Raw genomic sequence first — 24,997 nt, 5'->3', positions numbered from 1 at the left:
GGAAGACCGTCGGTGGCGTGCCGTTCCGGCCGCGCTGCCGGGGACAGGTGCTTGACCCTGCCCATCGTGGGATGCGAGCCGCACCGTTGACGCAAGTTGTGAATCGGTGGTTCACTTCTTGCCGTGGCTTACCGCAGAACGCCCAAGGTCCAGGAGCGCCTCGACGCGCTCCGGGACAGCATCCTCGACGCCACCGTGCAGCAGCTGGCCGAGCACGGCTACTCGGGCTGCTCGGTTGCCGCCGTCGCCGAGCGGGCGGGTGTTGCCGTGGGCACGGTGTACCGGCACTTCCCCACCAAGGCTGACCTCGTCGTGCGGGTCTTCCGGCAGGTCGTCTCCCGCGAGGTCGAGGCGGTGCGTTCAGCGGCAGCTGGACCGGCCGATCCCGTGGCCCGCGTCGTAGCGGTGTTCGAGACGTTCGCGGTGCGGGCGTTGAAAGCCCCGAGGCTTGCGTACGCCCTGTTGGCGGAGCCCGTGGACGCGGTGATCGATGCGGAGCGGCTCGAATTCCGGCGGGTGTTCCGGGACGTCGTGGCCGAGCACGTCGCCGAAGGCGTACGGGCCGGGGTGTTGCCCGCGCAGGACGCGGCGGTGAGTGCGGCGGCGTTGGTCGGCGCCGCGGCGGAAGTCTTGATCGGCCCGCTGACCAACGGCGGGTCGGCGGAGGTCAGCGAGTTGAGCACGTTCGTCGTGCGGTCACTGGGAGGTTCGGATGCCCGCAACGCATGAGGTCGTCAATCAGGTTCCGCCGCTGGAGCACGACGTCGCCGCCGATCCGGCGCTGGCGGAGGCGGTCGGGCGCACGGAGGCGTCGTGGGTCGTCGACGAACTGCGCGAACTGGGGCGGCTGGCGGGCAGCGAGCAGGTGCAGGAGTGGAGCCGGCTGGTCAACGAGAACGAGCCGGTGCTGCGCACGCACGACCGGTTCGGCCACCGGATCGACGAGGTCGAGTTCCATCCGCATTGGCACGACCTGATGAACGTCGCGGTGTCGCACGGGCTGCAGGCCGCGCCGTGGCGGGACGAGCGGCCGGGGGCGCACGCGGCGCGGGCGGCGAAGTTCTACGTCTGGAGCCAGTCCGAGGCCGGGCACACCTGCCCGATTTCCATGACGTACGCGGCGGTTCCGGCGTTGCGCGCGAATCCTGAGCTGACCGAGAAGTACGAGCCGCTGCTGGCGTCGACCGAGTACGACTTCGGGTTGCGCGAGCCGACCGCGAAACGCGGCCTGATCGCGGGCATGTCGATGACCGAGAAGCAGGGCGGGTCGGACGTCCGCGCGAACACCACCGCGGCGCGGCCCGCGGGCGACGGGACTTACCGGCTGGTCGGGCACAAGTGGTTCACGAGCGCGCCGATGTCGGACATGTTCCTGACGCTCGCGCAGGCCCCCGGCGGGCTGTCGTGCTTCCTGCTCCCCCGCGTTCTCCCGGACGACAGCCGGAACCCGATCCGGTTGCAGCGCTTGAAGGACAAGCTCGGCAACCGGTCGAACGCGTCGTCGGAGATCGAGTACGACGACGCGGTGGGCTGGCTCGTCGGCGAAGAGGGCCGCGGGGTCCGGACGATCATCGAGATGGTCAACAACACCCGGCTCGACTGCGCACTCGGGAGTTCGTCGGGCATGCGGCTGGGCACGGTGCGCGCCGTGCATCACGCGACGCACCGGCACGCGTTCGGCAAGGCGCTCGTGGACCAGCCGTTGATGGCGAATGTGCTGGCAGACCTGGTGATCGAGGCGGAAGCGGCGGTGGCGGCGTCGATGCGGCTCGCGGCCGCGGGCGACCGGCGCGACGACGAGCAGGAGCAGGCGTTCCGTCGTCTCGGGCTCGCGGTGACCAAGTACTGGGTCTGCAAGCGGGCTCCGATGCACGCGGCCGAGGCGCTGGAATGCTTTGGCGGCAACGGGTATGTCGAGGAGTCGGGCATGCCGCGGCTGTACCGCGAAGCTCCGCTGATGTCGATCTGGGAGGGCTCGGGCAACGTCGCCGCGCTCGACGCGTTGCGCGCGATGGGACGGCAGCCGGAGTCCGTGGCGGCTTTCTTCGCCGAGGTGGAGCAGGCGGCGGGCGGGGACGCGCGCCTCGACGACGCAGTCGACCGGCTCAAGAAGGATCTGTCCGATGTGGACGATCTGGAGTTCAGGGCGCGGCGGGTCGTCGAGTCGATGGCGTTGGTGCTGCAGGGTTCGCTGCTCGTGCGGCACGCGCCGCGCGCGGTGGCGGACGCGTTCTGCGGCACGCGGTTCGGCGGCGACTGGGGCTGGGCTTTCGGCACTTTGCCCGCTGGAACCGACACTTCCGCGATCATCGCCCGCGCCCGCGTCTAGTCCGCGTGTTTCGCCGGACAGGGCCCGGCGGCGAGGGCTACTGTCCCTGCCCGTGACCGAACCTGTTTACGTAACCGAGACGCGGACCGCGTACGACACTGTCGCCGAGTCGTACGCCGAAATGCTGAAGGATTTCCTCGAGTCGAGCACGTGGGACCGGACGATGCTCGGCGCGTTCGCGGAGCTGACCGGCGAGGGCCCGGTGGGCGATCTGGGCTGCGGCCCCGGCCGTCTCACCGGGTACGTCGCTTCGCTGGGGCTCGACGTTTTCGGCGTCGACCTCTCCCCCGCGATGGTCGAGGTCGCCCGCCGGACGCATCCGCACCTGCGCTTCGAGGTCGGCTCGCTGGCCGCGCTCGACCTCGCCGACGGCTCGCTCGCCGGGGCGCTCGCGTGGTATTCGCTGATCCACACGCCGCCGGAGGAGCTTCCGGTGGTGGCCAAGGAACTCGCGCGGGTGCTGCGGCCCGGCGGCTGGCTGCTGACCGCGTTCCAGGTGGGCGACAACCATCGCCGCCGCATCGAGAACGCCTACGGGCACGACATCGCGGCCGACGCGTACCGGCTCGACCCGGACTTCGTCGCGCACCTGCTCGCCGACGCCGGGTTCGTGGTGGACGCGCGCCTGGTGCGCGAGCCGGGACCGAGCTTCGAAGCGACCCAGCAGGCGTACTTGATGGCCCGCAAGGAGGGCTGAGGAAAGTCCACTGGGGACGGAAGGGAGCAGGGACTTCTCCCTGTCCCCTTCAACATATAGCGCACCCCGGGGCTTGCGGCAAGGCCCGGGTGGTGCTCCACAATCGTCCGCCGGAGCCACTGCCTGCGGAAATGCCGCGGGCGGAAACCGGCTCCGGTACAGGGGACGAGAAGTTCATGGCGGACGTGATCGTGGTGGGGGCCGGGCCGGCGGGCGTGCTGCTGGCCGCGGAGCTGCGGCTGCACGGGGTGCGCGTGGTCGTGCTGGAGAAGGAGGCGGAACCGCCGAAGTTCGTGCGCGCGCTGGGGATGCACTCGCGCAGCATGGAGGTGCTGGACCAGCGGGGGATGCTGGAGCCGTTCCTCGCCGAGGGTTCGACGCACCCGGTCGGGGGTTTCTTCGCGGGGATCGCGCGGCCCGCGCCGGAGCGGCTCGACACCTCGCATCCGTACGTGCTGGGGCTTCCGCAGCCGATCACCGACCGGCTGCTCGCCGAGCACGCGGTCAAGGCGGGCGCGGAGATCCGGCGCGGGTGCGACGTCGTCGGGCTGAGCCAGGACGACGAGGGGGTGACCGTCTCGCTGGCCGACGGCAGCGAACTGCGGGCGCGCTACCTCGTCGGCTGCGACGGCGGGCGGAGCACGGTGCGCAAAGCGCTCGGTGTCGCGTTCCCGGGCGAGCCCGCGCGGCGCGAGATTCTGCTGGGCGAGATGGAGGCGACCGCGGATCCCGCCGAAGTCGCCGCGCTGGTGACGGAAATCCGCAAGACGCAGCTGTGGTTCGGGGTCGGGCCGCTCCGCGACGGGATGTTCCGCGTGGTCGTGCCCGCCGCGGGCGTGGTCGAGGACCGGGAGGCGCGGACGCCGACGCTGGACGAGGTCAAACACCAACTGCGGGAGTACGCCGGGACGGACTTCGGCGTCCACTCCCCTCGCTGGCTCTCGCGGTTCGGGGACGCGACCCGGCAGGCCGAGCACTACCGCGTCGGCCGGGTGCTGCTGGCAGGCGACGCGGCGCACGTCCACCCGCCGCTGGGCGGGCAGGGGCTCAACCTCGGCCTCCAGGACGCGTTCAACCTCGGCTGGAAACTCGCGGCCGAGGTCAACGGCTGGGCGCCGGAGGGACTGCTGGACACCTACGAGGCCGAACGGCATCCGGTCGCCGACGCCGTGCTGGACAACGTCCGCGCGCAGGCCGTGGCGATGTCGCCCGATCCCGACGGGCGCGCGATGCGGCGGCTGCTGACGGAGCTGATGGCTTTCGAGGAGGTCAACCGGCTGCTGCTGGAGAAGGTGCTGGCGCTCGACATCCGCTACGACTTCGGCGAGGGGCATCCGCTGCTCGGGCGGCGGATGCCGGACCTGGCGCTCAAGCGAGGACGGCTGTACGAGCTGATGCACCAGGGCCGCGGGCTGCTGCTGGACCAGACCGGGCAGCTGTCGGCGGAGGGCTGGGCGGACCGGGTCGACCGCGTCGTGGACGTGAGCGAGGACCTCGACGTCCCGGCCGTGCTGCTGCGGCCGGACGGGCACGTGGTCTGGACCGGCGAGGATCAGCGGGAGCTGGAGACGCGTCTGTTGCATTGGTTCGGCGCGCGGCGATGAGGACGTAGCAGGGCCCGAGCGGGCTTCCCGGCTTCGCTGGGGGTGTTGGGAAACCCGCTCGGGCGGCGGTCAGGGATGCACCGGACCGCCCCAGCAGTCCTGTTTGCCCAGTCGCACGGACGTGTTGGTGTAGACGCCGTCGGCGATGGTGTCGCCCATGATCGACCGCTGGTCCGACGGGCGCGGCCACTGGTAGCACCAGTGCTGGGCGAAATACCCGCCCGCGGCCTGGATCGGGTCGAAGTCGCAGATGCCGTCGGTCTGGATGCAGTAGCGGATGGACCGGACGCCGTCGAAGTCCGGGCGGCCCGCGCCGAACGACACGTATCCGCCGAACGGCGACGGCAGTCCGGTGCCGGGCGGGAGCGTCGAGCTGATCCCGGTTCCGGCCGGGCCGGGCGGCTGCATCGGGTCGGCGAAGAGTTTCGCGCTGAACTTCGCCTTGTCGACGCCGAGCTGGTCGTCGGCGATGTCGCTGAGCACCATGTTCGCCACGATCGCGCCCTGGGAGTAGCCGACGACGGTGAATTCGGCGTTCGGGTTCTCCCGGTAGGCGTCCTGGACGACCTGGCGGCCTCGGTCGTGTCCGATCTTGACGCTCTGGTCCATCGGGGTCTGGTCGCAGTTCGGGGCGCCGGCGGCTCCGGCGGGATAGTCGACGACGCGCGCGATGCCGCCCCGCAGCCACTCCGGATGGTAGACCGACGCCTTCCCGTCGCAGGTGCCGCCGATCAGGATGTAGTAGTGCGCGCCGTCGGCGGACGCCGGCGCCGCGCTGGCGAATCCCGCGCCGAGCGTGGCGACGACAGCGCCGATCAGCGCGATCCTCCTGGCTTTCTTCACAATCGGGTCCCCTCCGCGTCGAATGGTCAGAAGGTTACTGAACGCATTCGGAAAGCTACGGAGAAGCTATGAAATCCTGCTGAAAGCATGATCGCCGCGCGGACCGGGGTGTCCGCCGATTCCGCAGGTCAGGACGCACAGCCACCGGAGACGAGTCCACCGGATCGAGTGACCGGGCCCGCTGACTGTGCGCGAGGGTTCAGCGGACGCGGGGCGTGAACTCCGCGAGATCCGGCAACGGCGGCACCTCCCGTGCATACGCGTCCGCGGCCAGCACTCCCGTGGTGACCCGGGTGGCCGTGCGGCGGCCGAGTTCGTCCAGGATTTCCTGTTCGGTCCGGCCGCGCGCGAGCAGCAGCAGGAACGGGTCGGCGTCGAGCAGCCACGCGACCTGGAACGACAGCGCGGCGGCGTGCCGGCACGGGAGCTCCCAGCCGGGGCAGTCGCAGTCCGGGTCCAGGTCGCCGATGCCGGGCAGCAGCGGGACGACCTCGGCCAGCTCCGGCGGCAGATGCCGGTCGAGCAGCGCGGCGAGGTGCCCGGAGTGGTCGGCGGCGCGGTCGAGCAGCAGCTCCCAGTCCGTTGTGGACAGTTCGGCCAGGTGGACGCCCGTGCGGTACGGGCCGTCGTCGGCGTCCTCGGTGGTCGCGGTGACGAGGCCCGGGCTGACCGTGATCGGGCCGACCAGTCCGGCCGCGGCGTAGCTCCGGCCCTTCTTCAGCTGCCGCAGGTCGAGCGCGGTGTCCTCCATCGCCTGCAGCCACGCGCGGCCCCACCAGGTGCGGGCGAACGGGCCGCGGCCGGGGCGGGCGGGGAACGCGGGGAATCCGCGGACCCGGTCGGTCATCGCTGCCTCCGGAGGGTCACGAGCTCGGCCAGTTCGTCGTCGGTGAGTTCGGTGAGCGCGGCCTCGCCCGAGGCGAGCACCGCGTCGGCGAGCGCGCGTTTCTCCCGCAGCATCACCGCGATCCGGTCCTCGACCGTGCCTTCCGCGACCAGCCGGTGGACCTGCACCGGCCGGGTCTGCCCGATCCGGTACGCGCGGTCGGTCGCCTGGTCCTCGACCGCCGGGTTCCACCACCGGTCGTAGTGCACGACGTGATCGGCGCGCGTGAGGGTGAGCCCGGTGCCCGCGGCCTTGAGCGACAACAGGAACACCGGCACGTCGCCGTTCTGGAAGCCGCGCACCAGCTCCTCGCGCCGGGCGACCGGGGTGCCGCCGTGCAGCAGCCGCGACGGGATGCCCCGCGCGGCGAGGTGCCGTTCCAGCAGCCGTGCCATCACGACGTACTGGGTGAACACCAGCACCGCGCCGTCCTCGGCGAGGATCGTGTCGAGCAGTTCGTCGAGCAGCTCGAGCTTCCCGGACCGGCCGGAAAGCGTGCTGCCGTCGGGCTCGCCGAGATACTGCGCGGGGTGGTTGCAGATCTGCTTGAGCGCGGTGAGCAGCTTGACGACCCGGCCGCGGCGGGCCATGCCGTCGCTCGCGGAGATGTCCGCCATCAGCTCGCGCACGGTGGCCTCGTACAGCGACGCCTGCTCGGTCGTGAGCGACACCGGCCGGTCGGTCTCGGTCTTGGCGGGCAGCTCGGGCGCGATGCCCGGGTCGGATTTGCGGCGGCGCAACAGGAACGGCCGCAGCAGCCGGGACAACTGCCCGGCGACCGCCGGGTCCGCCCCGGATTCGACCGGCTTCCCCCAGCGGCGGCGGAAATCGGCGAGCGGGCCGAGCAGACCCGGCGTGGTCCAGTCGAGGATCGCCCACAGTTCGGTGAGCGTGTTCTCCACCGGCGTGCCGGTGAGCGCGACCTTCGCCGCGGAAGGCAGCAGCCGCAACGCTTTCGCCGTGTCGGAGCGGTGGTTCTTCACGTGCTGCGCCTCGTCTGCGACCAGCAGATCCCAGCTCACCTCGGCCAGCGGCGCGGGGTCGGTGCGCAGCGTGCCGTAGGTGGTGAGGACGAAGCCGCCGTCGAGCTCGTCCAGCGACCGCGAGGCGCCGTGGAACCGGCGCACCGGGACCCCGGGCGCGAACCGGCGGATCTCGGTTTCCCACGTGCCCAGCAGCGAAGCCGGGCACACGACCAATGTGGGACCGGCGCTCCGGTGCAGATGCAGGGCGATGAGCGTGACGGTTTTGCCGAGCCCCATGTCGTCGGCGAGACAGCCGCCGAGACCCAGCCCGGTGACGGTGTCGAGCCAGTGCAGGCCGCGCAGCTGATAATCGCGCAGGGTCGCGGCCAGCCCCGCCGGCTGCGGCACCGGCTCGGGATCGGCCGACAGCCGCGCGCGCAGGTCTTCCAGCCAGCCGTCGGTGCGGACGTCGACCAGCTCGCCGTCGACCTCGGTGCGGCCGGTGAGCGCGACGCCGAGCGCCTCGATCGCGGTCAACGGCTTGAGCGTGCGATCGCGGGCGCGGTCGGCGGTGGTGCGGTCCAGCAGCACCCACCGGTCCCGCAGCCGGACGACCGGGCGCTGCGCCTCGGCGAGCGCGTCGAGTTCCGCGACGCTCAGCTCGCTGTCGCCCAGTGCGAGCTGCCAGTCGAACTGCAGCACCCGGTCGCCGCCGAAGAACGACCGCGCGTCGGACGGCGCGTCGCCCGGCCGGACGACCGCGCGCGCGGCCAGCCCGGTCAGCTCCGCGGGCCAGTGCACCGCCAATTCGGCGGCGTCGAGCGCTCCGGCGAGCAGCTCGGCGATCTCGCGGTCTCCCAATGCGACCGCCGACGGAACCGCCGCCGACAGCAGCGGAGCCAGCGCGGCCCACACCTCGGCTCCGTGCCGCAACGCCAGCAGAACCTCGTGTCGTGCTTCCTGGCTTCCAGTGCGCCACAGCTCTTCCGCGTCGACCAGCGGCTCGGTCCCGCCGTGCACCTGGACCACGGCGCGGAACCGGCCGCCCGCCAGATCGTCGGACTCGATCCGCAGCGAGACGCGCAGCGCGGGCTCCACGCCCGCGACGTCGCCGAGGAAACGCATCAGCAGCGGATACGGCTCCGGCAACCGCGCCGGGTCGCCAGGGATCGGAGTCGCGTGGGCGCGGGGAGGCATCGCTTCGGCAAGGCGGCGCAGCCAGGCTTCCTCGGCCGGGTCGAGCGGTCCGGTCCACCCGGCCGAGGCGAGCCGTTCCGCGGCTTCGGCGGCCAGCGCCCAGAACCGCGCGGACGGGTCCGTGAGCGCGCGCAGCACCGGCACCGCCTCCGCGGTCGGCAACCGCAGCGCGGGCACCGTGCGCACCCCGTCCGGCAGCACGACCTCGACCGTGCCGGGCGCCCCGGGACCGTCCGGCTCCGCACCGTCCGGTCTCCAGAACACGATCCGGCCCGGCTCCACCACTACAGAATTCAGTGCTCCGCCCTCCCCTGGCTGGCCTGTCCGGGATAGTCTACCGGAAAACTCTGTACTGCGTACAAGGAGCGAAATGGACACCGAGGAGCCGGGCGATCCGCGGCGGACCATCGAACTGCTGTGGGGCGTGCCCGGTCCCCCGCGCCGCGGCCCGAAACCGAAGCTGTCGGTCGAGCACGTCGTGGCGGCCGGGATCCGGGTCGCGGACGCGGACGGGCTCGACGCGGTCACGATGCGCCGGATCGCCGACGAGCTGGGCGTCGCGACGATGTCGCTCTACACCTACGTGCCCGGCCGCGAGGAACTGCTGGAGCTGATGCTCGACCACGCGCACGGCGAACTCCCCGGCGAGCTGCCGGAAGGCTGGCGGGCCGGACTGGCCGCGGTCGCCGAGGACCTGTGGCGGCTCTACCACCGGCATCCGTGGCTGCTGGAGATCCGCGTCGGCCGCCCGACGCTGGGCCCGCACAGCTTCGCCAAATACGAGCGCGAACTGGCCGCGATGGACGAACTCGACCTCGACGACGTGCAGCTCGACGCGATCGTCAGCCTGCTCAACGGACTGGTCGCGGGCGCGGCGCGCGGTTCGGTGGACGCGACCCGCGCCGCGCGGCGCAGCGGCATGACCGACTTCGACTGGTGGAACCGCTCCGCGCCGGTGCTGGCCGAGATCCCGGCGGCGAATCCGGTGCACTTCCCGCGCGCGAGCCGCGTCGGCGCCACCGCCGGTCAGACCTACGGCGGGTCGTCGGATCCCGAGCACCACTTCCGGTTCGGGCTCGGCCGCATCCTCGACGGGATCGGGCAGCTCGCCGGAGCCTGATCCCGCGAAATTGTCGGTGGCCCGGTTTACCGTTCGGAGAGTGTCGGCGGAACTGGTCCGCCGACCAGCACGAGAAGGGAGCGTGCGGTGACCGGGCAGCACGACGTGGTCGAAGCCGCTGTCGCGCAGGCGTTCCGCGACGAGTGGGGCTCGGTCGTGGCAACGCTGATCCGCGTCACTGGCGACTGGGACCTGGCCGAGGAATGCGCGCAGGACGCGTTCGCGCTCGCCGTGCGGACCTGGCCGCGCGACGGCGTTCCCGACCGCCCCGGGGCGTGGCTCACCACCGCCGCGCGCAACCGTGCCGTCGACCGGCTCCGGCGAGCTGCGGCGGGAGAGGACAAACTCCGGGAGGCCGCGCGGCTGGCGGTCGCGGACGAACCGGCCGCTGTCCACAGCGGAGCCAGCGGAGTGGAAGACGACCGGCTCCGGCTCATCTTCACCTGCTGCCACCCCGCGCTCGCCTTCGAAGCGCAGGTCGCGCTCGCGCTGCGGACCCTGGCCGGACTCAGCACCGCGGAGATCGCCCGCGCGTTCCTGGTGTCCGAATCGACGATGTCGCAGCGCCTCGTGCGGGTGAAACGCAAGATCCGCGCCGCCGGGATCCCGTACCGGGTGCCGCCCGCCCATCTGCTGCCCGAGCGCACCGCCGCGGTGCTCGGCGTGCTGTACCTGTTGTTCAACGAGGGCTACTCGGCCAGCGAGGGCGACGATCTCCAGCGCCCCGACCTGGCGGGCGAAGCCATCCGGCTGGCCCGGCTGCTGTGCACCCTGATGCCGGACGAACCCGAGGCCACCGGCCTGCTCGCGCTCCTCCTGCTGCAACACGCCCGCCGCGGCACGCGAAACCGGCCCGACGGCGAGCTGATCCCGCTCGACGAACAAGACCGGAGCGGGTGGGACGCCACCGCGATCGCCGAGGGAACCGCGTTGCTCGAGGAAGCGTTGCGCCGACGCAGTCCCGGGCCGTACCAGGTGCAGGCCGCGATCGCCGCGTGCCATGCCACCGCCGCGCGCGCCGAGGACACCGACTGGGCGCAGATCGCCGGGCTCTACCTCCAGCTGCGGCGGTTCCGGCCGGGTCCGGTGGTCGAGCTGAACCGCGCGGTCGCGGTCGGGATGGCCGCCGGACCGGAAGCCGGGCTCGCCCTCGCCGACCGGCTGACCGGGCAGCTGGCGGACTACCACCTGCTGCCCGCCACCCGCGCGGACTTCCTCCGCCGCCTCGGCCGCACCGAAGAAGCCCAGGTCGCGTACGCCGAAGCGCTCGCGTTGGCCCGCACCGGAGCCGAACGCAGCTACCTCCGGAGAAGACTTTCGGAAATTTCTTCGCCCGAGGTGTCTGTCTCGGCCTCTTCCGTTCGTCGGGAAGGCAAACCGACCCCGGAAGGACAGCCATGATCACCAAAACCCTTCGCGTGCCCGGCGCGGAACTCCGCTACGACGTCGCAGGCACCGGACCGCTGCTGCTCCTCGTACCCGGCGGACCCGCGGACGCCACCGCGTTCACCGCGCTGCGCCCGTTCCTCGCCGACCGCTACACCGTCGTCACCTTCGACCCGCGCGGCATCTCGCGCAGCCGCACCACCGAACTCGACGACGACCTGGTCGGCCAGCACGCCGAGGACGTGCAGCGGCTGCTCACCGAACTGGACGGCGGACCGGTCTCCGTGCTGGCCAACAGCGGCGGCGCGATCACCATGCTCGAACACGCCACCCGCTACCCCGCCGCGGTGCACACGCTCGTCGCGCACGAACCGCCGGTCAGCCGCTATCTCGGCGAACTGCTGGCCGACTTCCCGGACATCCCGGCGATCTACCGGGAGCAGGGCATCGACGCGGCCCTGGGCGCGTTCATGGCCGCGAGCGGATTCGAGATCCCGCCGCCGCCCGAGCACCCCACCGCCGAGGAAATCGAGCAGGGCAAGCAGATGCGCGGCAACTTCGAAGTCTTCTTCGGCAAGCTGATGGGCGCGATCGGCGCGTGGGAACCCGACCTCGAAGCGCTCGCCGCCGCGGACACCCGGATCGTCGTCGCGGTGGGCGACGCGATCGGCACCCCGGCGTACGAGGCAGGCGTCGGACTGGCCGGCGCGCTCGGCAGCGAACCCGTCCGGTTCCCCGGAGACCACGCCGGATTCGCCGTCGAACCCGAGGCATTTGCCGCTCGCCTCGCCGAAACTCTCACCGAGGAGAACTCGTGCGCTACCTCCTGATGATCGCCGGGTCCGAAGCGCCCACCGAGGAACAGCTCGCGATCGGCTGCGGCGGCTGGTCCGAGGACCTCGTGGAACGCGGCATCCTCGTCGGCGGCGGAGGACTGCACCCGCCCGCGACGGCCACCACGGTGCGCGTGCGCGACGGCGACGTCCTGCTCAGCGACGGGCCGTTCGCCGAGACCAAGGACCAGATCGGCGGCTACGCGGTGCTCGAATGCGCCGACCTCGACGAGGCCGTCGAGCACGCGTCCCGCCATCCGGCCGCCGCATACGGAACGATCGAAGTACGCCCGCTCCTCGGCTGAGGCCGGCGCCCCGAACCGAAAGGAACCCCATGCCCTCCATTGTGGACAGAAACGAGCAGCGCTACGTCGGCTACCGCGCGACAGTCGGATTCGACGGCATGGCCGAGGTCGCGCACCGGATCGCCGCGATCGTCGGCGCGCTCGACGAACGCGGCCTCGAACCCGCCTGCGCGCCGTTCTTCCGTTATCTGGTGCTCGGCACGGACATGGAGACCGTCACCGTCGAGGTCGGAGTCCCGGTCACGGACGCCGTCGACCTCGGCGACGAGTACTTCAACGCCGTGCTGCCCGCCGGGAAATACGCCCAGGCCACCCACCACGGCGCGCCGAGCGGCCTCTTCGCGGCCACCGCCGACCTGCTCGCCTGGGGCGAGAAGGAGGACGTTCGCTGGGACCGCACCGTCGAGGCCGACGGCGAGCACTGGACCGCCCGGCTCGAGATCTACCGCACGAACCCGCAGGCGGAGCCGGACCCGAACAACTGGGACACCGACCTCTGCTTCCGGCTCGCGGACTGACCGGCCGGTGGCCCGGAGTCACGCGCTCCGGGTCACCAAAGCGCCCACGAGACACCCGAACCCGGCGGCCGACGCCACCGTCCGCACCGTGTTCCACCGCACCCACGGCTCCTCGAACCGGGCCCGCAGCGCGGCGAAGTCGGCCGTGTCCACGGCGAGGGCGTTGTTCATCGGCACGTTGATCGCGCCGGTCACGATCACCATCGCCACCAGCAGCACCGCACCCGCGACGAGCCACGGCAGCCCGCCCCGAGCCCCGCTCGTGAAGTGCAGGACCACCGCCGCGACCGCGAGCAGCGGCGCGCCCAGGAACGACAGCATGAACCAGCCGTTCACGATGACGTCGTTGATCCGGCGCATCGCGGTCACGAACGTGTGGTCGTCGGCCTGGGCGAGGCCCGGCATCACCGACACCGTGTACGCGTAGAACAACCCCGCGATCAGCCCCGCCGCAACCACTGCCGCCACGAGAACCGCCTTCGAAACGATCACCATCGTCTTGCCTTCCGTTTCGTCCCCCAGCACGCTCCCAGTCAACCCAAAGATCGCGAGACGATCCATCGGTTATCCGCTCGGAACCATGCGCGATCGTCTCAGCAGGAGACCTCCATGCAGCACACCCTTCCGAACGGCGTCACGCTCGGCGCCGAGCATTTCGGCGACCCGACCGCACCGCTGGTCCTGCTCGCCGGCGGCCCGACGATGCTGTCCTGGCCGGACACTTTGTGCGAAGCACTCGCCCGCGACGGACGGCACGTCGTGCGCTACGACCTCCGCGACGCAGGCGCCTCGACCACTCTCGATCCGAACGCCCCGGCCTACACCCTGCGCGACCTCGCCGCCGACGCCGCCGCCCTCGCCCGAGAACTCGACGACCGGCCCGCACACCTGGCCGGGGTCGGGGTCAGCGGGATGGTCGCCCAAGTCGCCGCCCTCGACCACCCGTCCGCCTTCTCCGCCCTCACGCTGTACGGAACGCGCCCCGTCGCGCCAGGCCCCGTCGACCCCGATCTGCCCGACCACGACGCGAAAGTCATGCACAAAGTCTTCGCGCTGCCGATGCCGGATTGGTCAGACCGTGCCGCCGTCGCCGAACGCGCCGCCGTCAGCGCCGAGATTCTCGGCAACGACCCCGACGAGGCCCGAACCGCCGCTGAACGCATCTTCGACCGCGCGGCCAGCACGGAGCCGTTGGTGCAACTGGCGAATCACTTGGGCATGGTGTTCTCCAAACTCGACTGCACACCGCGGTGGCGCGAACGCCTGCCGGAACTCGCGATCCCGACCGTCGTGCTGCACGGCCGCCGAGATGCGTTCTTCCCGGTCGGCAACGGGGAAGCCCTCGCCCGCGAGATCCCCGGTGCGCGGCTGGCGGTCGTGGAGGATGCCGCCAGCGCGATTCCGGACGCTGCCGCCGAGGAGATCGCGGCGGCGATGCTCGCGGCCTGAACGGTCGCCGGTATTCGGTGAAAACGGCAACCAGTTCGCGACCGAGAGACCGGAGCGAGGTCGGTTTCCGACGTGGTGGGCTTGTTCGCGAGCGCGAGCGAACCGGGCACGCGCGGAGGCGCGGCCTGGAATGGCGGGCCGAGGACTGCGGGCGACGCGAACCGCGCTTCCGCGGTGCCGCAACCCGCAGTGCCGCGATCCCAGCCAGCCCGGCCCCCGGAACCACCGAGCTTTCCCTTGCCGCAGCGCTACTCTCAGCAGCGTGGACCCGCTCACCGCGTTGCTTGAAGGACCCCGTGCGCACGGCGCGTTCCTGCTCCGGTCCGTCCTGCGGCCGCCGTGGTCGTTGCGGATCGAGGACGAAGCGCCGCTGACCGTGCTCGCCGTCGTGCGCGGCGATGCCTGGCTGGTGCCCGACAACGCCGAAGCCGTGCGCCTGGACGCGGGCGACGTCGCCGTCATCCGGGGGCCCGAGCCGTACCTCGTCGCCGACGAGCCGGGGACGCCGCCGCAAGCGGTGATCCGGCCGGGGCAGGAGTGCGTCACCCCGGACGGCGGGCATCTCACCGACCTGACCGAGTTCGGCGTCCGCACTTGGGGCGGCGACGCGGACGGTCCGACGGTGCTGCTCACCGGGACCTACCCGACCGTCGGCGAGGTGTCGCGCCGGTTGCTCGCCGCGGTGCCGAGCGTCGTCACCGCACGCGCCGGAGACAGTCCGGACCCGCTCGTCACGATGCTCGCCGACGAGATCGAGCGCGACGTCCCCGGCCAGGAAGCGGTCCTCGACCGGCTGCTGGACCTCCTGCTCGTCCGCGTCCTGCGCGAATGGCTCGACCGCCCGGCCGCGCCCGCCTGGTACCGCGCGCACGGCGACCCGGTGGCCGGGCACGCCCTGCGGCTGCTGCAGGACCGGCCCGAGCATCCGTGGACCGTCGCGGGGCTGGCCAGCGCGACCGGGGTTTCCCGCGCCGCGCTCGCCCGGCGCTTCACCGACGCCGTGGGCGAGCCGCCGATGACGTACCTCGCCACCTGGCGGCTCGCCCTCGCCGCCGATCTCCTGCGACAGCAACCCGACGCGACGCTCACCGCGATCGCCCGGCAGGTCGGCTACCGCAGCCCCTTCACGCTGAGCACCGCGTTCAAACGGGAGTACGGCCGCAGTCCGCAGCACTACCGCCTGCGCGAACCCGCCTGAACAGGTGCCGTGAGCTGAACCAGCACGCCGCAGTCAGCTCAGGCTCGCCCCGCGCACGCCGAAAGCAAGATGCCCGGGAAACGCCCGCAGTCGCGGAAAACGCGGTGTGCCAAGGCCCGGCAACACTCGGCTAGATCAGTCCTCTTCCCCGGACATTTTCGCGAACAGGTGCCGCACCTTCTCCGCCGCGCCGTCGGACAGGAACAGCTCCAGGTTGTCCGCCGACATCTGCGCCGCCGGTTCGGCGCGGTCGAACATCGCCTCCTCGAACTTCCGCACGTCGCCGCCTTGAACGAGAACAAGGGCAAGCTCGGCGCCGTCCCGCATCGCGAGGTTCGCGCCCTGTCCGGCGAACGGGGACATCAGATGCGCCGCGTCCCCGATCAGCGTCACGCCCGGCGTGGGGTCCCATCGCAACCCGACCGGCAGCGCGGTCAGCGGATACACCAGCACCGGCCCGGACGTCGCGTCCAGCAACGCCAGGAACTCCTCCGGCCACCCGGCATACAGCTCCTTCAGCGCGACGCGGGCGCGATCCGGGTCGTCGAACGGGATCCCCGAGGTCTCAACCCAGTCCTCGGCGCAGCGCAGGGTCAGGTGGACGCGGATCGTGCCGTCTCCGTTGCGCTGCGCGGAAAGCGTCTGGTGATCCCCGATCGAGGAAAAGCCGCCGCGCCCGACGAGCGCCGATGCGGCTGGGTGGGCGCGGTCCGCGTCATGGATGACCAGCTCCATCCCGTGCGCGCCGCAGTACGCCGGTTCCGCGTCGGTGAACAGCGGACGGATTCTCGACCGGGCGCCGTCCGCGCCGATGAGGAAATCGCACTCCAGGGTTTCGCCGCCGGACAGATGGACGCGGTGCCGTCCGTCGCCGAGCGGCTCCGCGCGAGTCACCGCGTGTCCCCAATGGACAGTCTCCTCGGGGAGCGCGTCGAGCAGCAGTTTCCGCAGCGCCGGGCGGTCCGCCTCGGGACGGCCCCAGCGCGCTTCGCCCTCGTCCGGGGTGATTTCCTGCCGCAGCAGGGTTCCCGCTGAGTCGTAGAGGACCATGTCCTGGCCCTCGGGACGGGCGATCGCGCGGTAACCGGCCTCGAGACCGGCCTCGCGCAGCGCCCACTGGCCCTCGTCGACCGTGAGGTCCAGCGTGCCGCCCTGCACCCGGGCTTCCGGGCTGGCGTCGCGTTCGCAGACCACGGCGTCGACGCCGTGCGCCCGCAGCACCCGCGCGCAGGTGAGCCCGCCGAGCCCGCCCCCGGCAATGACGATTCGCATGATGACAACCCCTCGATACACTGTATTGAGCAAATACACCGTATCGGAACCGCCCCGGTACTGTCACCCGAAAAGGAGCGAGCATGGACGAACTGGTGTGGGAACGGCCCGAACCGCCGGCGCGCGCGGCGCCGGTGCCGTTGAGCCGCGCCCGCATCGTCGAGACCGCCTGCGCGCTGGCCGACGAAGGCGGCCTCGAAGCGGTGTCGCTGCGCAAGGTCGCGGCCGCGCTCGGCTCCGGGCCGATGCGGCTGTACGGCTACCTCGACACCAAAGAAGAACTGCTCGACCTGATGACCGACGCCGTCTACGGCGAGATCCCGCTGCCGGACCCGGAAACCGAAGGGCTCGCGGCACTCCGCGCGCTCGCCCACGGCTGCCGCGCGGCCGTCCAGCGGCACGAATGGTTCGCGGACCTGATCGGCGGACGGCCCGGGCTCGGCCCGAACGCGCTCGCCTACCTGGAGGCGTCGCTCGCCGCCGCGGCCGGTCCTGGCCCGATCGAGGACGCCATGATCACGGTCTTCACCGTGCACTCCTACGTCACCGGCGCCGTGCGCAGCGAGATCCGCGAGCGGCGACTCATCAGCGACACCGGCCTCGACGAGGAAAGCTGGCAGCGCGCCGCCGCGCCGTACCTGCAGCGGATGTTCGACTCCGGCCGCTACCCCACTCTCCTCCGCACGGCGCGCGACGCCGTCCACCCCGACGGCGACGCCGTCTTCTCCGCCGGCCTCGACCGGGTGCTCTCCGGACTCTCCCTGAGCTAGTTACCGCTTAAGCGGCAAGATGGGCGCATGAACACCGCAGCGCTGGGCCCGACGACCCGCGTCATGCACGCGATGGAACAGCTGTGGGCCGAAATCCGGCGGCGGCACGCGGATGTTCCCGAAGCGATCCTCGTGCTGGCGTCCGGAACGATGGGCACCACCACCGAGATCCACGGCCATTTCGCGCGGTCCCGCTGGCACGTCGGCGACGGCGTCGAACCGCGCGCCGAGTTCTTCCTGGGCGCGGAAGGCCTCCGGCGCGGCGCGGCCGAGATCCTCTCCACCACGCTGCACGAGGCCGCGCACGGACTCGCCGCCACCCGCGACATCGTCGACGTCAGCGACGGCCGCTACCACAACAAACGCTTCGCCGCGCTCGCCGCCGAACTCGGCCTGCGCGCCGAACAGTCGGACCGGATCGGCTGGTCCGCGACGACCGCCCTCCCCGCGACTCTCGAGGCGTACGAAGGAGAACTCTCCCGGCTCGAAGACGCGCTGACCGTGTGGCGACACACCGAACAGGAAGTCGCGCGGCGCGCCGTCGCGGCCCCGCCGGACGATCCCGAAGGGCCGGACGAGGTGGCCGAACCGCTCGCGCCGCCGGTGGTGATCGCGCCGGTCGACGGCCGTGGCGCGCATCGCGGCGGGCCCAACTACGTCGCGGCGATCTGCCGATGCGAACCGCCCCGCCGGATCCGCGCAGCCCGGTCGATTCTGGAACTGGGGCCGATCGCCTGCACGTTGTGCACCGAACCGTTCATCGAGGCTTGACCGCTGACGCGGCAATACCTAGTGCTTGCACTTTGCCATCACTTCGGGATACCGTCGCGCATCACGAACGGAAGGGGGTGCCGTCATGCTCAGCCAGGCGGCGGAGGGCGTGCTGGTCCACCAGAGCGAACTGCTCGAGAACAACGCGGTCGTCGTGCAGGGCCGGGAGGGCGTGCTGCTCGTCGATCCCGGGCTCACCGATGACGAACTGACCTGCCTCGCCAACGATCTGCGCGAACTCGGCCAGCCGGTCGCGGCAGGCTTCGCGACGCATCCGGATTGGGATCACGCGCTCTGGCACGCCGAATTCGGCGACGCGCCCCGCTACGGCACCGCCCGGTGTGCGGCCGATCTGCGGGACCTGCTGGCGAAGCCGGACTGGAAAACCCTCATCGCCGAGGGATTGCCGCCGGAGATCGCCGACGACGTGCCGCTGGACCTGTTCGGCCGCATCACCGGCCTGCCCGCCGGAACCGCCTATGTTCCGTGGGACGGCCCGCGAGCCCGGATCATCGAACATCCGGCGCACTCCCCGGGGCACGCGGCGCTGCTGATCGAGGAGCGCGGGGTGCTCGTCGCGGGCGACATGCTTTCCGACGTCCTGGTCCCGATGTTCGACACCGCCGCCGACCCGATCGAGGACTACCTCGCCGGATTGCGGGCGCTCGAAGCCGTGGCGGACGACGTCGAGGTCCTCATCCCCGGCCACGGATCCGTCGGAGCCGACCAGATCAGCAGGCGAATCGACCTCGACCGCGCGTACGTACACGCGCTGCGCGACGGCCGCGAACCCGACGACCCGCGGATCGGCCCGTCGGCCAAGCCCGGCTGGGAGTGGGTCCGGGATCTGCACCAAGGACAAGCCCAGCGGCTCGCCCGGATCAGCGGCGGATGATCAGCCGAGCCACCCGCGGTGCAGCGCCGGAGCGAGTTCGTGCGCGGCGGAATCGCGGATGGCGTTCTCGTCGTGGAGATACCCCTCGGTGGTCGACAACGCGGCGTGCCCGAGGTCGCGCTGCACCTGGCGCGGCGGGACCCCTCGCTCGATCGCGTGCGTCGCGTAGGAGTGGCGCGCCGAATGCGGGTGGACGGTGTCGCACAACGACTGCAGGTGGGTCGCGACGAACCGGGCCTCGGCGGTGTCATGGAGTTGCTGCAGCCGCGCGGTTTTGGGCGGCTGGCAGAACGTCGCGCACAGCCGCCGCAGCAACGCGGTCACGTGCGAAACGTGCACGCGCGCGCCGGTGCTGGTGACGAAAAGCGGCTCCGCCCGCTTCGCGCCGACCTGCCCGCGCAGCGCCGGGACCTGCGGCGTGACGCGGTCCGCGAGATAGGCGTCGAGCGCGTCCGCCACCGGTGCGGCCAGCGCGACCTCGCGGTCCTTGGATCCCTTGCCGTGCACGCGAAGCACGCCGATGCCGCCCGCGGCCGGCCGCCGGTAGTCGGCCAGATCGACGCCGACGAGTTCCTCCGCGCGCACCCCGGTGCCGATCAGGATCTCGACCATCGCCCGGTCGCGCGGGCCGTTCCGGCTGTGCTCGACCAGCAGCCAGGCGGCGAGCAGCAACGCGCGGCACGCGTCGAAAGACCAGCGCGCGGTCTGCGACGGGACGCCGGACGGCCGGTTGAGATGCTGCGCGCGCCGGTCGACGAGCGCGGCGGGATTGTGCCCGGCCAAGCCTTCCCGCAGCAGGTACTTGCGGTAGAACGCGGACACCGCCGACAGCATCCGGCCGCGCGTCGCGTCGCGGTATCCGGCCCGCGCCAGCTCGTCCAGCCACTGCTCGACGTGCTCCACCCGGACGTCGGCGAACGACGTGAACCCGTTGCGCAGGCACCACGGCAGCCACGCGAGCGCGTCCGGATCGGTCCGCCGCGCCCGGCCGCGGCGACGGCCCGGGTCCGGAGGCTGGTAGCCGGGGACCCAGTCGAGCGGGATGCCGAGGTCGGTCGCGTAGGCGACGCGGGTGTTGACCGACGCGTAGACGCGCAGGAACTCCCCGAACCGCTCCCGCGCGTCCTTGCCCGCTCCCCCGGCATCGGTGAGCGCGAGGGTCATGCGCGCCCGCCCGGATACAGCGCGGCGACCCCGGCGAGCACGAGATCGATCCCGGCGAGGAACTGCTCGCGGTCGTCGTGCTCGCTCATCTGGCTCGCCATCGCCCGGGTGGTCTCGTACTCCTCCGGATCCAATGCCTCCCACGCTTCCGCGGTGGCGGCGAGGAACTCGGCCCGGTCCGCGTCCGGCTCGGTCACCTGGCTGTTCGCCGCGTTCTGCCCGGCCGCGCCCAGGACGTAGTGCATCAGGACCGACGTCGCGGTGAACCAGTGCTCCTCGGGCACGCCGAGCGCGCGGACCCGACGGCCGAGGCTTTCGAGGATCCGCGGCGTCACCGGTCCGCCGGGGCTGCGGGACAGCTGGAGCAGAAGCTGCGCGGCCAGCCACGGATGCGCGTCGATCGCGGAGAACAGCCCGAGCGCGACCGCGTGCACCTCCTCGCGCGGCGAGCCGGCCGACTCCGCCGCCAGCGCGTCCGCCACCACCGCGTCGGTCGCGGCGACCAGCAGTTCGCCCTTGTTCGCGACGTGCCAGTAGATCGCGCCGGGACCGGTCGCGAGCCGCTCGGTGAGCACCCGGAAGGTCAGGCCGCTCTCGCCGGCCGCGTCCAGCAGTTCCACCGCCGCTTCGACGATGCGCTCCCGAGAGAGTGCCTCCGTGCGCCGCTGTGCCCGGCGCGTCCCCGTAGCCATGGGCCTATCTTGACACATCTGGAGCGCCGTTCCAATATGGAATGGCGTACCAGAACTTCTCTCTCGAAGGAGCCGTGTCATGAACACACCCGTCACGATCGTCGGCGCCGGGCTCGGCGGTCTCACGCTCGCCCGCGTCCTGCACGTCCGCGGAATCCCCGCCGCCGTCTACGAAGCCGAGGCGTCCCCGGCCTCGCGCGCCCAGGGCGGCCTGCTCGACATCCACGACTACAACGGCCAGCTCGCCGTCGAAGCCGCCGGGCTGACCGCCGAATTCCGCACCCTGGTCCTGGAGGGGAGACAAGAACTGCGGCTGCTCGACCGGGACGGGACAGTGCTGTTCAAACAACCCGACGACGGCACCGGCGGCCGCCCCGAAGTCCACCGCGGCGAGCTTCGGCAACTGCTGATCGACTCGCTGCCGGAGGGCACTGTCCACTGGGGACACAAGGTCAGCGGCGTGCGCGCCTTGGCCGAGGGCTACGAGGTCGCCTTCGCGGACGGAACCACGGTGAGCACGGACCTGCTGGTCGGCGCGGACGGTGCCTGGTCGAAGGTCCGGCCGCTGCTGTCCTCGGCGAAGCCGGAGTACAGCGGGGTGTCCTCGGTCGAGACCTTCGTCCACGACTCCGACCGCCGGTTCCCGGCCACGGCCGAGGCCGTCGGCGGCGGGATGCTGCTGGTGCTCGCGCCGGGCCACGGCATCACCGCGCACCGCGAGCGAGACGGGATCCTGCACGCCTACCTCGGGCTGGAACGGTCGCTGGAATGGTTCGACGGCATCGATTTCGCCGACACAGCCGACACAGCCGCCGCGACCGCCCGGATCGCGGCGGAGTACGAGGGCTGGTCGACGGCGTTGACCGCACTGATCACCGAAACCAGCACCGCGCCGGTCCTGCGGCCGCACTACGGACTGCCGATCGACCACCGATGGGAGCGGGTGCCGGGCGTGACCCTGATCGGCGACGCCGCGCACCTCGCCCCGCCGAACGGAGAAGGCGCGAACCTGGCCATGCTCGACGGCGCCGAACTCGGGATTGCGCTCGCCGCCCATCCCGGCGACGTCGAGGCCGCGCTCGCCGAGTACGAGCAGGCGATGTTCCCGCGCAGCGCGGAAACCGCCGCTGAGGGCGCGCACCTGCAACGGCAGATGTTCGGTCCCGACGCACCGCACGGCCTGCTCGCCGAGTTCGTCGCCGGGACCTAAGCCTGCCTGGTCGGTGAAGGGCTCCTTGACGGAATCTAATTCCCGCAAGGAGTCCTTCACAGACCGCGAACTCACCCGGCCGCTGCTTCCCGGAGGGAGGCGGAGAGCGCGCGGGTCTCGTGTTCGGTCATCCGGCCGGTCTCGTACGGCACGCCGTTGACCCACCGCTGCGCCAGCCGGGCGATCCGCTCGCCGTACCGCTGCGCGGTGACCCGGTCGCCAGGCGAACCGGCGTCCTCCGGGCCCAGGTCGGCATGACTCTGGCTCATCAGCCCCAGCCACGAGCCGAGCCGGTTGAGGTCGTCGCGGGTGCCGCCGCTCCAGTTGTTGCCCGGCATGTCGCCCACGCCGATCCACTGCATGCCCAGTTGCGCCGCGAACACCGACAGCTGCTGCAGCACGGTCAGCTTGTCGCCGCTCTGCGACGCGGACATGGTGAACCCGCCGGCCAGCTTGTCCTTCCACACCTGCGTCGTGAACGGCGTGAACGCGGCCTCCATGAACGCCTTGAACACCGCCGACACGCTGCCCATCAGAGTCGGGCAGCCCAGGACGATCGCGTCGGAACGGTCCAGCAACGCCATGACCTCGCTGTCGTGCCAGCGGCCCGCGGTGACGTCCTCGGCGCGGACGTCGACGAGGTGCACCTCCACGCCCGGCACCTGCCGCGCCCCTTCGGCGAGGTGCTCGGCCAGGAGGCGGGTGTGCCCGTGCACCGAATGGCAGACGACGGTCACGGTGGCGTGCGGGATGCCGTCAACGGCATTGGCTGTCATGCGAAAACTTCTTCCGGTCGTGGGGAAATCCCCTGCTTGCTCCCCATCTCATCCCGACCGCTGGGCGCCATCAACGCCGTTCTCCGACACCCAGCGATCGGTCACACCGATTGATCGGGCTAGCCTGATCCGGTGGACAGGATCGAGCTGGAAGCGTTCGTCACGGTCGCGGAGGAGCTCCACTTCGGCCGCGCCGCCGAACGCCTGCACCGCGGACAGCCGACCGTCAGCGACGCCGTCCGCCGTCTCGAGAAAACGTTGGGCGGCAAGCTGTTCCACCGCACCAGTCGCCGCGTCTCGCTGACCGATCTCGGCGAAGCGCTCCTGCCCGACGCCTACGCCACCCTCGCCCAACTGCGCCGCTTCCAGCAACGCGGCCGTTCCCTGGCCGGTGGCGGCCGGGCGCGCACCACGCTCGTCGTCGCCCACGCCGAATACACCGCGCACCAGGTGCTGATGCGCTGCCTGCCGCAGCTGCGCGAGCAGTTCCCGGACGTCACGATCGTGCCGGAGCCGATGCCGACCACCGCGCAGCTCGCGGCCCTGCGCGCGGAAACCGTCGGGCTCGGCATCGGCTGGGCGACCGGCGGGATCAACGGCGTGCGGGCGAGAGTGCTCTCCGCCGAACGGTTCGTCGCGCTCGTGCCCGCGGCGCATTCCCTTGCCGGACATGCCGAATTGAGCGCCGCCGAGCTGTCGGCGACCGCGCTGCTGACCTGGCCGCACCAGATCAACAGCGGGCTGTGCGACCGGCTGCTGTCCGCGTTCCGGATCAGCGGAGCGGACTTGCGGATCATCCGGACCGCCGACAGCGTGCAGGCGATCGCCGCCCACGTCGCGGCCGGAACGGGCATCGGGATCACCGTCGAGTCGGCCCTGGACCACCAGCCGCCGGGGCTGCTGATCATCCCGCTGACCGGTCCTTCGACGACTGCCGACCAGGTCGTCCTCTTGCCCGAAAAGCCGTCCGAAGCCGCGCTCTCGCTGCGGGATCTGCTGCTGAACGCCGCTTTGCCGGGTTAGGGACACGCGCCGGACAGGATCCGGCCGTGCAACTCCACCAGCCGTGTGCCGGGATCGACGCCCAGCTCGTTACGAAGGCGGCGGCTCAACCCGGCGTACCGGCGCAGCGCGTCCGCCTGACGCCCGTGCCGGCACAACACTGTCATCAGTTGCGCGGCGATCCGCTCGTCCAGCGGATGTTCGGCGGCGTAATGGTTCAGCGGGCCGAGCAGTTCCGACGACTTGCCTTCCCGCAGGCAGATGTCGAACAGGTCCAGCTCCGCCCCGAGCCGCTCGCCGGCGAACCGGGCGCGCAGATCGACCAGCCACCCGGCGTCGACATCGACGAACGGCACGCCCCGGCACAACGACAACGCCGCTTCGTACGACTGTTTCGCCCGCCGCCGATCGCTGCCGGACTTCCGCGCCCGCGCCACCAGCCCGCGGAACCGGCACAGATCGATGTCGTCCTCGTCGACGATCACCACGTATCCGCGGTGCCCGCGCGTCAGAACCAGCCGATCGCTGTCCTGGAACACCGCGCGGAGACGGGAAACGTAGCTGTAGAGCGCGTTGTGCACGCGTGCCGGCGGGGAGCCGTTCCAGACCCGGCTGATCAGCTCGCCGGTCGAGATCTGGACGTTCGGCTGGATGAGGAGCGCCGCGAGGAGCCGGCGCTGCCTCGGCGGGCCCAACGCGAGAATCCTTTCGCCGACCCGTATTTCGACCTCTCCGAGAACCCTGACCTCGGTGCCGCTCACGGAACCTCCCTGGGTTGTTTCCGGGATACCAGTCCCGCCGCCGCGGTTTCAAGGTGACGGCAAGGTTTCGACAAGGCGCCCCGGCCACGATGGGCCACAGCCCGGGCAGCGTCGCTCCGCACCGGAGAACGCGCCCGCCGGCTTTCGCCCGCCCCGGCGCGATTCCTCGCTGCTGCGAAAGGAAATCGGGAGGTGAAAGCCCCATGCTGTACCGCCACTGACCCGGCAAGCGCAGTGCGGGCGCGTCGTGGCCGGGCCGGCCGAACCCGAGCCAACTCAGCCCGTTCAGGAACGACGAGCAGATTCAACGGCAACGGTGCACAGCTGTACCCCGGCAACACCGCCTGCAACACC

General features: G+C 71.5%; 25 protein-coding genes. 16 read left to right on the top strand and 9 right to left on the bottom strand.

What is annotated here, in order from left to right:
• The first annotated feature begins 123 nt into the window (after positions 1 to 123).
• From ABZX37_RS20970 to rox, 4 genes are all read left to right on the top strand, one after another.
• On the top strand, positions 124 to 729 hold the full coding sequence (locus ABZX37_RS20970) for a TetR/AcrR family transcriptional regulator (RefSeq protein WP_354741834.1): 606 nt from the start codon (positions 124 to 126) through the stop codon (positions 727 to 729).
• Positions 713 to 2,329 carry an acyl-CoA dehydrogenase family protein gene (locus ABZX37_RS20965; protein WP_354741832.1) on the top strand — a complete coding sequence of 539 codons (1,617 nt, stop codon included), beginning with the start codon at positions 713 to 715 and terminating at the stop codon, positions 2,327 to 2,329. The genes ABZX37_RS20970 and ABZX37_RS20965 overlap by 17 nt, the downstream gene beginning before the upstream one ends.
• Before the next feature lie 52 nt (positions 2,330 to 2,381).
• Positions 2,382 to 3,026 (top strand): methyltransferase domain-containing protein, encoded by a 645-nt coding sequence (locus tag ABZX37_RS20960; protein WP_354741830.1) that lies wholly within the window; start codon positions 2,382 to 2,384, stop codon positions 3,024 to 3,026.
• Positions 3,027 to 3,202: 176 nt separating this feature from the next.
• On the top strand, positions 3,203 to 4,630 hold the full coding sequence (gene rox, locus ABZX37_RS20955) for a rifampin monooxygenase (RefSeq protein ID WP_354741828.1): 1,428 nt from the start codon (positions 3,203 to 3,205) through the stop codon (positions 4,628 to 4,630).
• 69 nt (positions 4,631 to 4,699) lie between these two features.
• On the opposite strand, the gene ABZX37_RS20950 is transcribed toward rox, so the two are convergent.
• The 3 genes from ABZX37_RS20950 to ABZX37_RS20940 all read right to left on the bottom strand — a co-directional run bounded on the left by ABZX37_RS20950 (position 4,700) and on the right by ABZX37_RS20940 (position 8,785).
• Positions 4,700 to 5,473 (bottom strand): PE-PPE domain-containing protein, encoded by a 774-nt coding sequence (locus tag ABZX37_RS20950; protein WP_354741827.1) that lies wholly within the window; start codon positions 5,471 to 5,473, stop codon positions 4,700 to 4,702.
• Between the two features lie 199 nt (positions 5,474 to 5,672).
• Positions 5,673 to 6,320: an SWIM zinc finger family protein gene (locus ABZX37_RS20945; protein ID WP_354741825.1), complete on the bottom strand. Its 648-nt coding sequence runs from the start codon at positions 6,318 to 6,320 to the stop codon at positions 5,673 to 5,675.
• The gene (locus ABZX37_RS20940) at positions 6,317 to 8,785 is read right to left on the bottom strand and encodes a DEAD/DEAH box helicase (RefSeq protein ID WP_354741823.1); all 2,469 of its coding nucleotides are present in this window, start codon (positions 8,783 to 8,785) and stop codon (positions 6,317 to 6,319) included. Before ABZX37_RS20940 ends, ABZX37_RS20945 begins: the two co-directional genes overlap by 4 nt.
• Before the next feature lie 106 nt (positions 8,786 to 8,891).
• Here ABZX37_RS20940 and ABZX37_RS20935 point away from each other — a divergent pair, with 106 nt between their 5' ends.
• The 5 genes from ABZX37_RS20935 to ABZX37_RS20915 all read left to right on the top strand — a co-directional run bounded on the left by ABZX37_RS20935 (position 8,892) and on the right by ABZX37_RS20915 (position 12,683).
• Positions 8,892 to 9,641, top strand: a complete 750-nt coding sequence (locus tag ABZX37_RS20935; protein ID WP_354741821.1) for a TetR/AcrR family transcriptional regulator — start codon at positions 8,892 to 8,894, stop codon at positions 9,639 to 9,641.
• 87 nt (positions 9,642 to 9,728) lie between these two features.
• Entirely contained in the window at positions 9,729 to 11,042 is a 1,314-nt protein-coding gene (locus ABZX37_RS20930) for an RNA polymerase sigma factor (RefSeq protein WP_354741819.1), read from the top strand.
• Positions 11,039 to 11,857, top strand: coding sequence for an alpha/beta hydrolase (locus tag ABZX37_RS20925; RefSeq protein ID WP_354741817.1), 819 nt, complete (start codon positions 11,039 to 11,041; stop codon positions 11,855 to 11,857). Before ABZX37_RS20930 ends, ABZX37_RS20925 begins: the two co-directional genes overlap by 4 nt.
• On the top strand, positions 11,842 to 12,165 hold the full coding sequence (locus ABZX37_RS20920) for a YciI family protein (RefSeq protein WP_354741815.1): 324 nt from the start codon (positions 11,842 to 11,844) through the stop codon (positions 12,163 to 12,165). The genes ABZX37_RS20925 and ABZX37_RS20920 overlap by 16 nt, the downstream gene beginning before the upstream one ends.
• 29 nt (positions 12,166 to 12,194) lie before the next feature.
• Positions 12,195 to 12,683, top strand: a complete 489-nt coding sequence (locus ABZX37_RS20915) for a GyrI-like domain-containing protein (RefSeq protein WP_354741814.1) — start codon at positions 12,195 to 12,197, stop codon at positions 12,681 to 12,683.
• Between the two features lie 18 nt (positions 12,684 to 12,701).
• Here ABZX37_RS20915 and ABZX37_RS20910 read toward each other — a convergent pair whose 3' ends face one another.
• Positions 12,702 to 13,178, bottom strand: a complete 477-nt coding sequence (locus ABZX37_RS20910; protein ID WP_354742034.1) for an anthrone oxygenase family protein — start codon at positions 13,176 to 13,178, stop codon at positions 12,702 to 12,704.
• 114 nt (positions 13,179 to 13,292) lie between these two features.
• Between ABZX37_RS20910 and ABZX37_RS20905 the strand changes: the two genes are divergently transcribed.
• Together ABZX37_RS20905 and ABZX37_RS20900 are read left to right on the top strand one after the other, a co-directional pair.
• A complete protein-coding gene (locus ABZX37_RS20905; protein WP_354741812.1) occupies positions 13,293 to 14,132 on the top strand; it encodes an alpha/beta hydrolase in 840 nt (279 codons plus the stop codon).
• A 262-nt stretch (positions 14,133 to 14,394) separates the two neighbouring features.
• Positions 14,395 to 15,330 carry an AraC family transcriptional regulator gene (locus tag ABZX37_RS20900; RefSeq protein ID WP_354741810.1) on the top strand — a complete coding sequence of 312 codons (936 nt, stop codon included), beginning with the start codon at positions 14,395 to 14,397 and terminating at the stop codon, positions 15,328 to 15,330.
• Positions 15,331 to 15,465: 135 nt separating this feature from the next.
• Here the strand turns inward: ABZX37_RS20900 and ABZX37_RS20895 are convergent, their stop codons facing one another.
• Entirely contained in the window at positions 15,466 to 16,602 is a 1,137-nt protein-coding gene (locus tag ABZX37_RS20895; RefSeq protein ID WP_354741808.1) for an NAD(P)/FAD-dependent oxidoreductase, read from the bottom strand.
• 83 nt (positions 16,603 to 16,685) lie between these two features.
• Between ABZX37_RS20895 and ABZX37_RS20890 the strand changes: the two genes are divergently transcribed.
• The 3 genes from ABZX37_RS20890 to ABZX37_RS20880 all read left to right on the top strand — a co-directional run bounded on the left by ABZX37_RS20890 (position 16,686) and on the right by ABZX37_RS20880 (position 19,038).
• A complete protein-coding gene (locus tag ABZX37_RS20890; protein WP_354741806.1) occupies positions 16,686 to 17,372 on the top strand; it encodes a TetR/AcrR family transcriptional regulator in 687 nt (228 codons plus the stop codon).
• 27 nt (positions 17,373 to 17,399) lie between these two features.
• Entirely contained in the window at positions 17,400 to 18,143 is a 744-nt protein-coding gene (locus ABZX37_RS20885) for a hypothetical protein (protein ID WP_354741804.1), read from the top strand.
• 85 nt (positions 18,144 to 18,228) lie between these two features.
• Positions 18,229 to 19,038: an MBL fold metallo-hydrolase gene (locus tag ABZX37_RS20880; RefSeq protein WP_354741802.1), complete on the top strand. Its 810-nt coding sequence runs from the start codon at positions 18,229 to 18,231 to the stop codon at positions 19,036 to 19,038.
• On the opposite strand, the gene ABZX37_RS20875 is transcribed toward ABZX37_RS20880, so the two are convergent.
• Entirely contained in the window at positions 19,039 to 20,202 is a 1,164-nt protein-coding gene (locus ABZX37_RS20875) for a tyrosine-type recombinase/integrase (protein WP_354741800.1), read from the bottom strand.
• Entirely contained in the window at positions 20,199 to 20,894 is a 696-nt protein-coding gene (locus tag ABZX37_RS20870; RefSeq protein WP_354741798.1) for a TetR/AcrR family transcriptional regulator C-terminal domain-containing protein, read from the bottom strand. The genes ABZX37_RS20875 and ABZX37_RS20870 overlap by 4 nt, the downstream gene beginning before the upstream one ends.
• Positions 20,895 to 20,973: 79 nt before the next feature.
• On the opposite strand from ABZX37_RS20870, the gene ABZX37_RS20865 reads away from it, so the two are divergent.
• The gene (locus ABZX37_RS20865) at positions 20,974 to 22,104 is read left to right on the top strand and encodes an NAD(P)/FAD-dependent oxidoreductase (RefSeq protein ID WP_354741796.1); all 1,131 of its coding nucleotides are present in this window, start codon (positions 20,974 to 20,976) and stop codon (positions 22,102 to 22,104) included.
• 71 nt (positions 22,105 to 22,175) lie between these two features.
• Here the strand turns inward: ABZX37_RS20865 and ABZX37_RS20860 are convergent, their stop codons facing one another.
• Positions 22,176 to 22,880, bottom strand: coding sequence for a flavodoxin family protein (locus ABZX37_RS20860; protein ID WP_354741794.1), 705 nt, complete (start codon positions 22,878 to 22,880; stop codon positions 22,176 to 22,178).
• 132 nt (positions 22,881 to 23,012) lie between these two features.
• Between ABZX37_RS20860 and ABZX37_RS20855 the strand changes: the two genes are divergently transcribed.
• The gene (locus tag ABZX37_RS20855; protein WP_354741792.1) at positions 23,013 to 23,903 is read left to right on the top strand and encodes a LysR family transcriptional regulator; all 891 of its coding nucleotides are present in this window, start codon (positions 23,013 to 23,015) and stop codon (positions 23,901 to 23,903) included.
• Here the strand turns inward: ABZX37_RS20855 and ABZX37_RS20850 are convergent.
• On the bottom strand, positions 23,900 to 24,643 hold the full coding sequence (locus ABZX37_RS20850; protein WP_354741791.1) for a BTAD domain-containing putative transcriptional regulator: 744 nt from the start codon (positions 24,641 to 24,643) through the stop codon (positions 23,900 to 23,902). The genes ABZX37_RS20855 and ABZX37_RS20850 overlap by 4 nt on opposite strands.
• Positions 24,644 to 24,997 lie beyond the last annotated feature (354 nt).

Source organism: Amycolatopsis sp. NPDC004079 (assembly GCF_040610415.1).
Classification (GTDB): domain Bacteria; phylum Actinomycetota; class Actinomycetes; order Mycobacteriales; family Pseudonocardiaceae; genus Amycolatopsis; species Amycolatopsis halotolerans.
The sequence above is the reverse complement of the archived record's forward strand: the minus strand, read 5'-3'. Positions and strand labels throughout refer to the sequence as shown.

What these genes read in the sequence shown, in the direction of transcription:
- ABZX37_RS20965 (WP_354741832.1), top strand. Translation starts at nt 713, where the DNA reads ATGCCCGCAACGCATGAGGTCGTCAATCAGGTTCCGCCGCTGGAGCAC.
- rox (WP_354741828.1), top strand. Translation starts at nt 3,203, where the DNA reads ATGGCGGACGTGATCGTGGTGGGGGCCGGGCCGGCGGGCGTGCTGCTG.
- ABZX37_RS20945 (WP_354741825.1), bottom strand. Translation starts at nt 6,320, where the DNA reads ATGACCGACCGGGTCCGCGGATTCCCCGCGTTCCCCGCCCGCCCCGGC.
- ABZX37_RS20935 (WP_354741821.1), top strand. Translation starts at nt 8,892, where the DNA reads ATGGACACCGAGGAGCCGGGCGATCCGCGGCGGACCATCGAACTGCTG.
- ABZX37_RS20925 (WP_354741817.1), top strand. Translation starts at nt 11,039, where the DNA reads ATGATCACCAAAACCCTTCGCGTGCCCGGCGCGGAACTCCGCTACGAC.
- ABZX37_RS20915 (WP_354741814.1), top strand. Translation starts at nt 12,195, where the DNA reads ATGCCCTCCATTGTGGACAGAAACGAGCAGCGCTACGTCGGCTACCGC.
- ABZX37_RS20910 (WP_354742034.1), bottom strand. Translation starts at nt 13,178, where the DNA reads ATGGTGATCGTTTCGAAGGCGGTTCTCGTGGCGGCAGTGGTTGCGGCG.
- ABZX37_RS20905 (WP_354741812.1), top strand. Translation starts at nt 13,293, where the DNA reads ATGCAGCACACCCTTCCGAACGGCGTCACGCTCGGCGCCGAGCATTTC.
- ABZX37_RS20895 (WP_354741808.1), bottom strand. Translation starts at nt 16,602, where the DNA reads ATGCGAATCGTCATTGCCGGGGGCGGGCTCGGCGGGCTCACCTGCGCG.
- ABZX37_RS20890 (WP_354741806.1), top strand. Translation starts at nt 16,686, where the DNA reads ATGGACGAACTGGTGTGGGAACGGCCCGAACCGCCGGCGCGCGCGGCG.
- ABZX37_RS20885 (WP_354741804.1), top strand. Translation starts at nt 17,400, where the DNA reads ATGAACACCGCAGCGCTGGGCCCGACGACCCGCGTCATGCACGCGATG.
- ABZX37_RS20880 (WP_354741802.1), top strand. Translation starts at nt 18,229, where the DNA reads ATGCTCAGCCAGGCGGCGGAGGGCGTGCTGGTCCACCAGAGCGAACTG.
- ABZX37_RS20875 (WP_354741800.1), bottom strand. Translation starts at nt 20,202, where the DNA reads ATGACCCTCGCGCTCACCGATGCCGGGGGAGCGGGCAAGGACGCGCGG.
- ABZX37_RS20870 (WP_354741798.1), bottom strand. Translation starts at nt 20,894, where the DNA reads ATGGCTACGGGGACGCGCCGGGCACAGCGGCGCACGGAGGCACTCTCT.
- ABZX37_RS20865 (WP_354741796.1), top strand. Translation starts at nt 20,974, where the DNA reads ATGAACACACCCGTCACGATCGTCGGCGCCGGGCTCGGCGGTCTCACG.
- ABZX37_RS20860 (WP_354741794.1), bottom strand. Translation starts at nt 22,880, where the DNA reads ATGACAGCCAATGCCGTTGACGGCATCCCGCACGCCACCGTGACCGTC.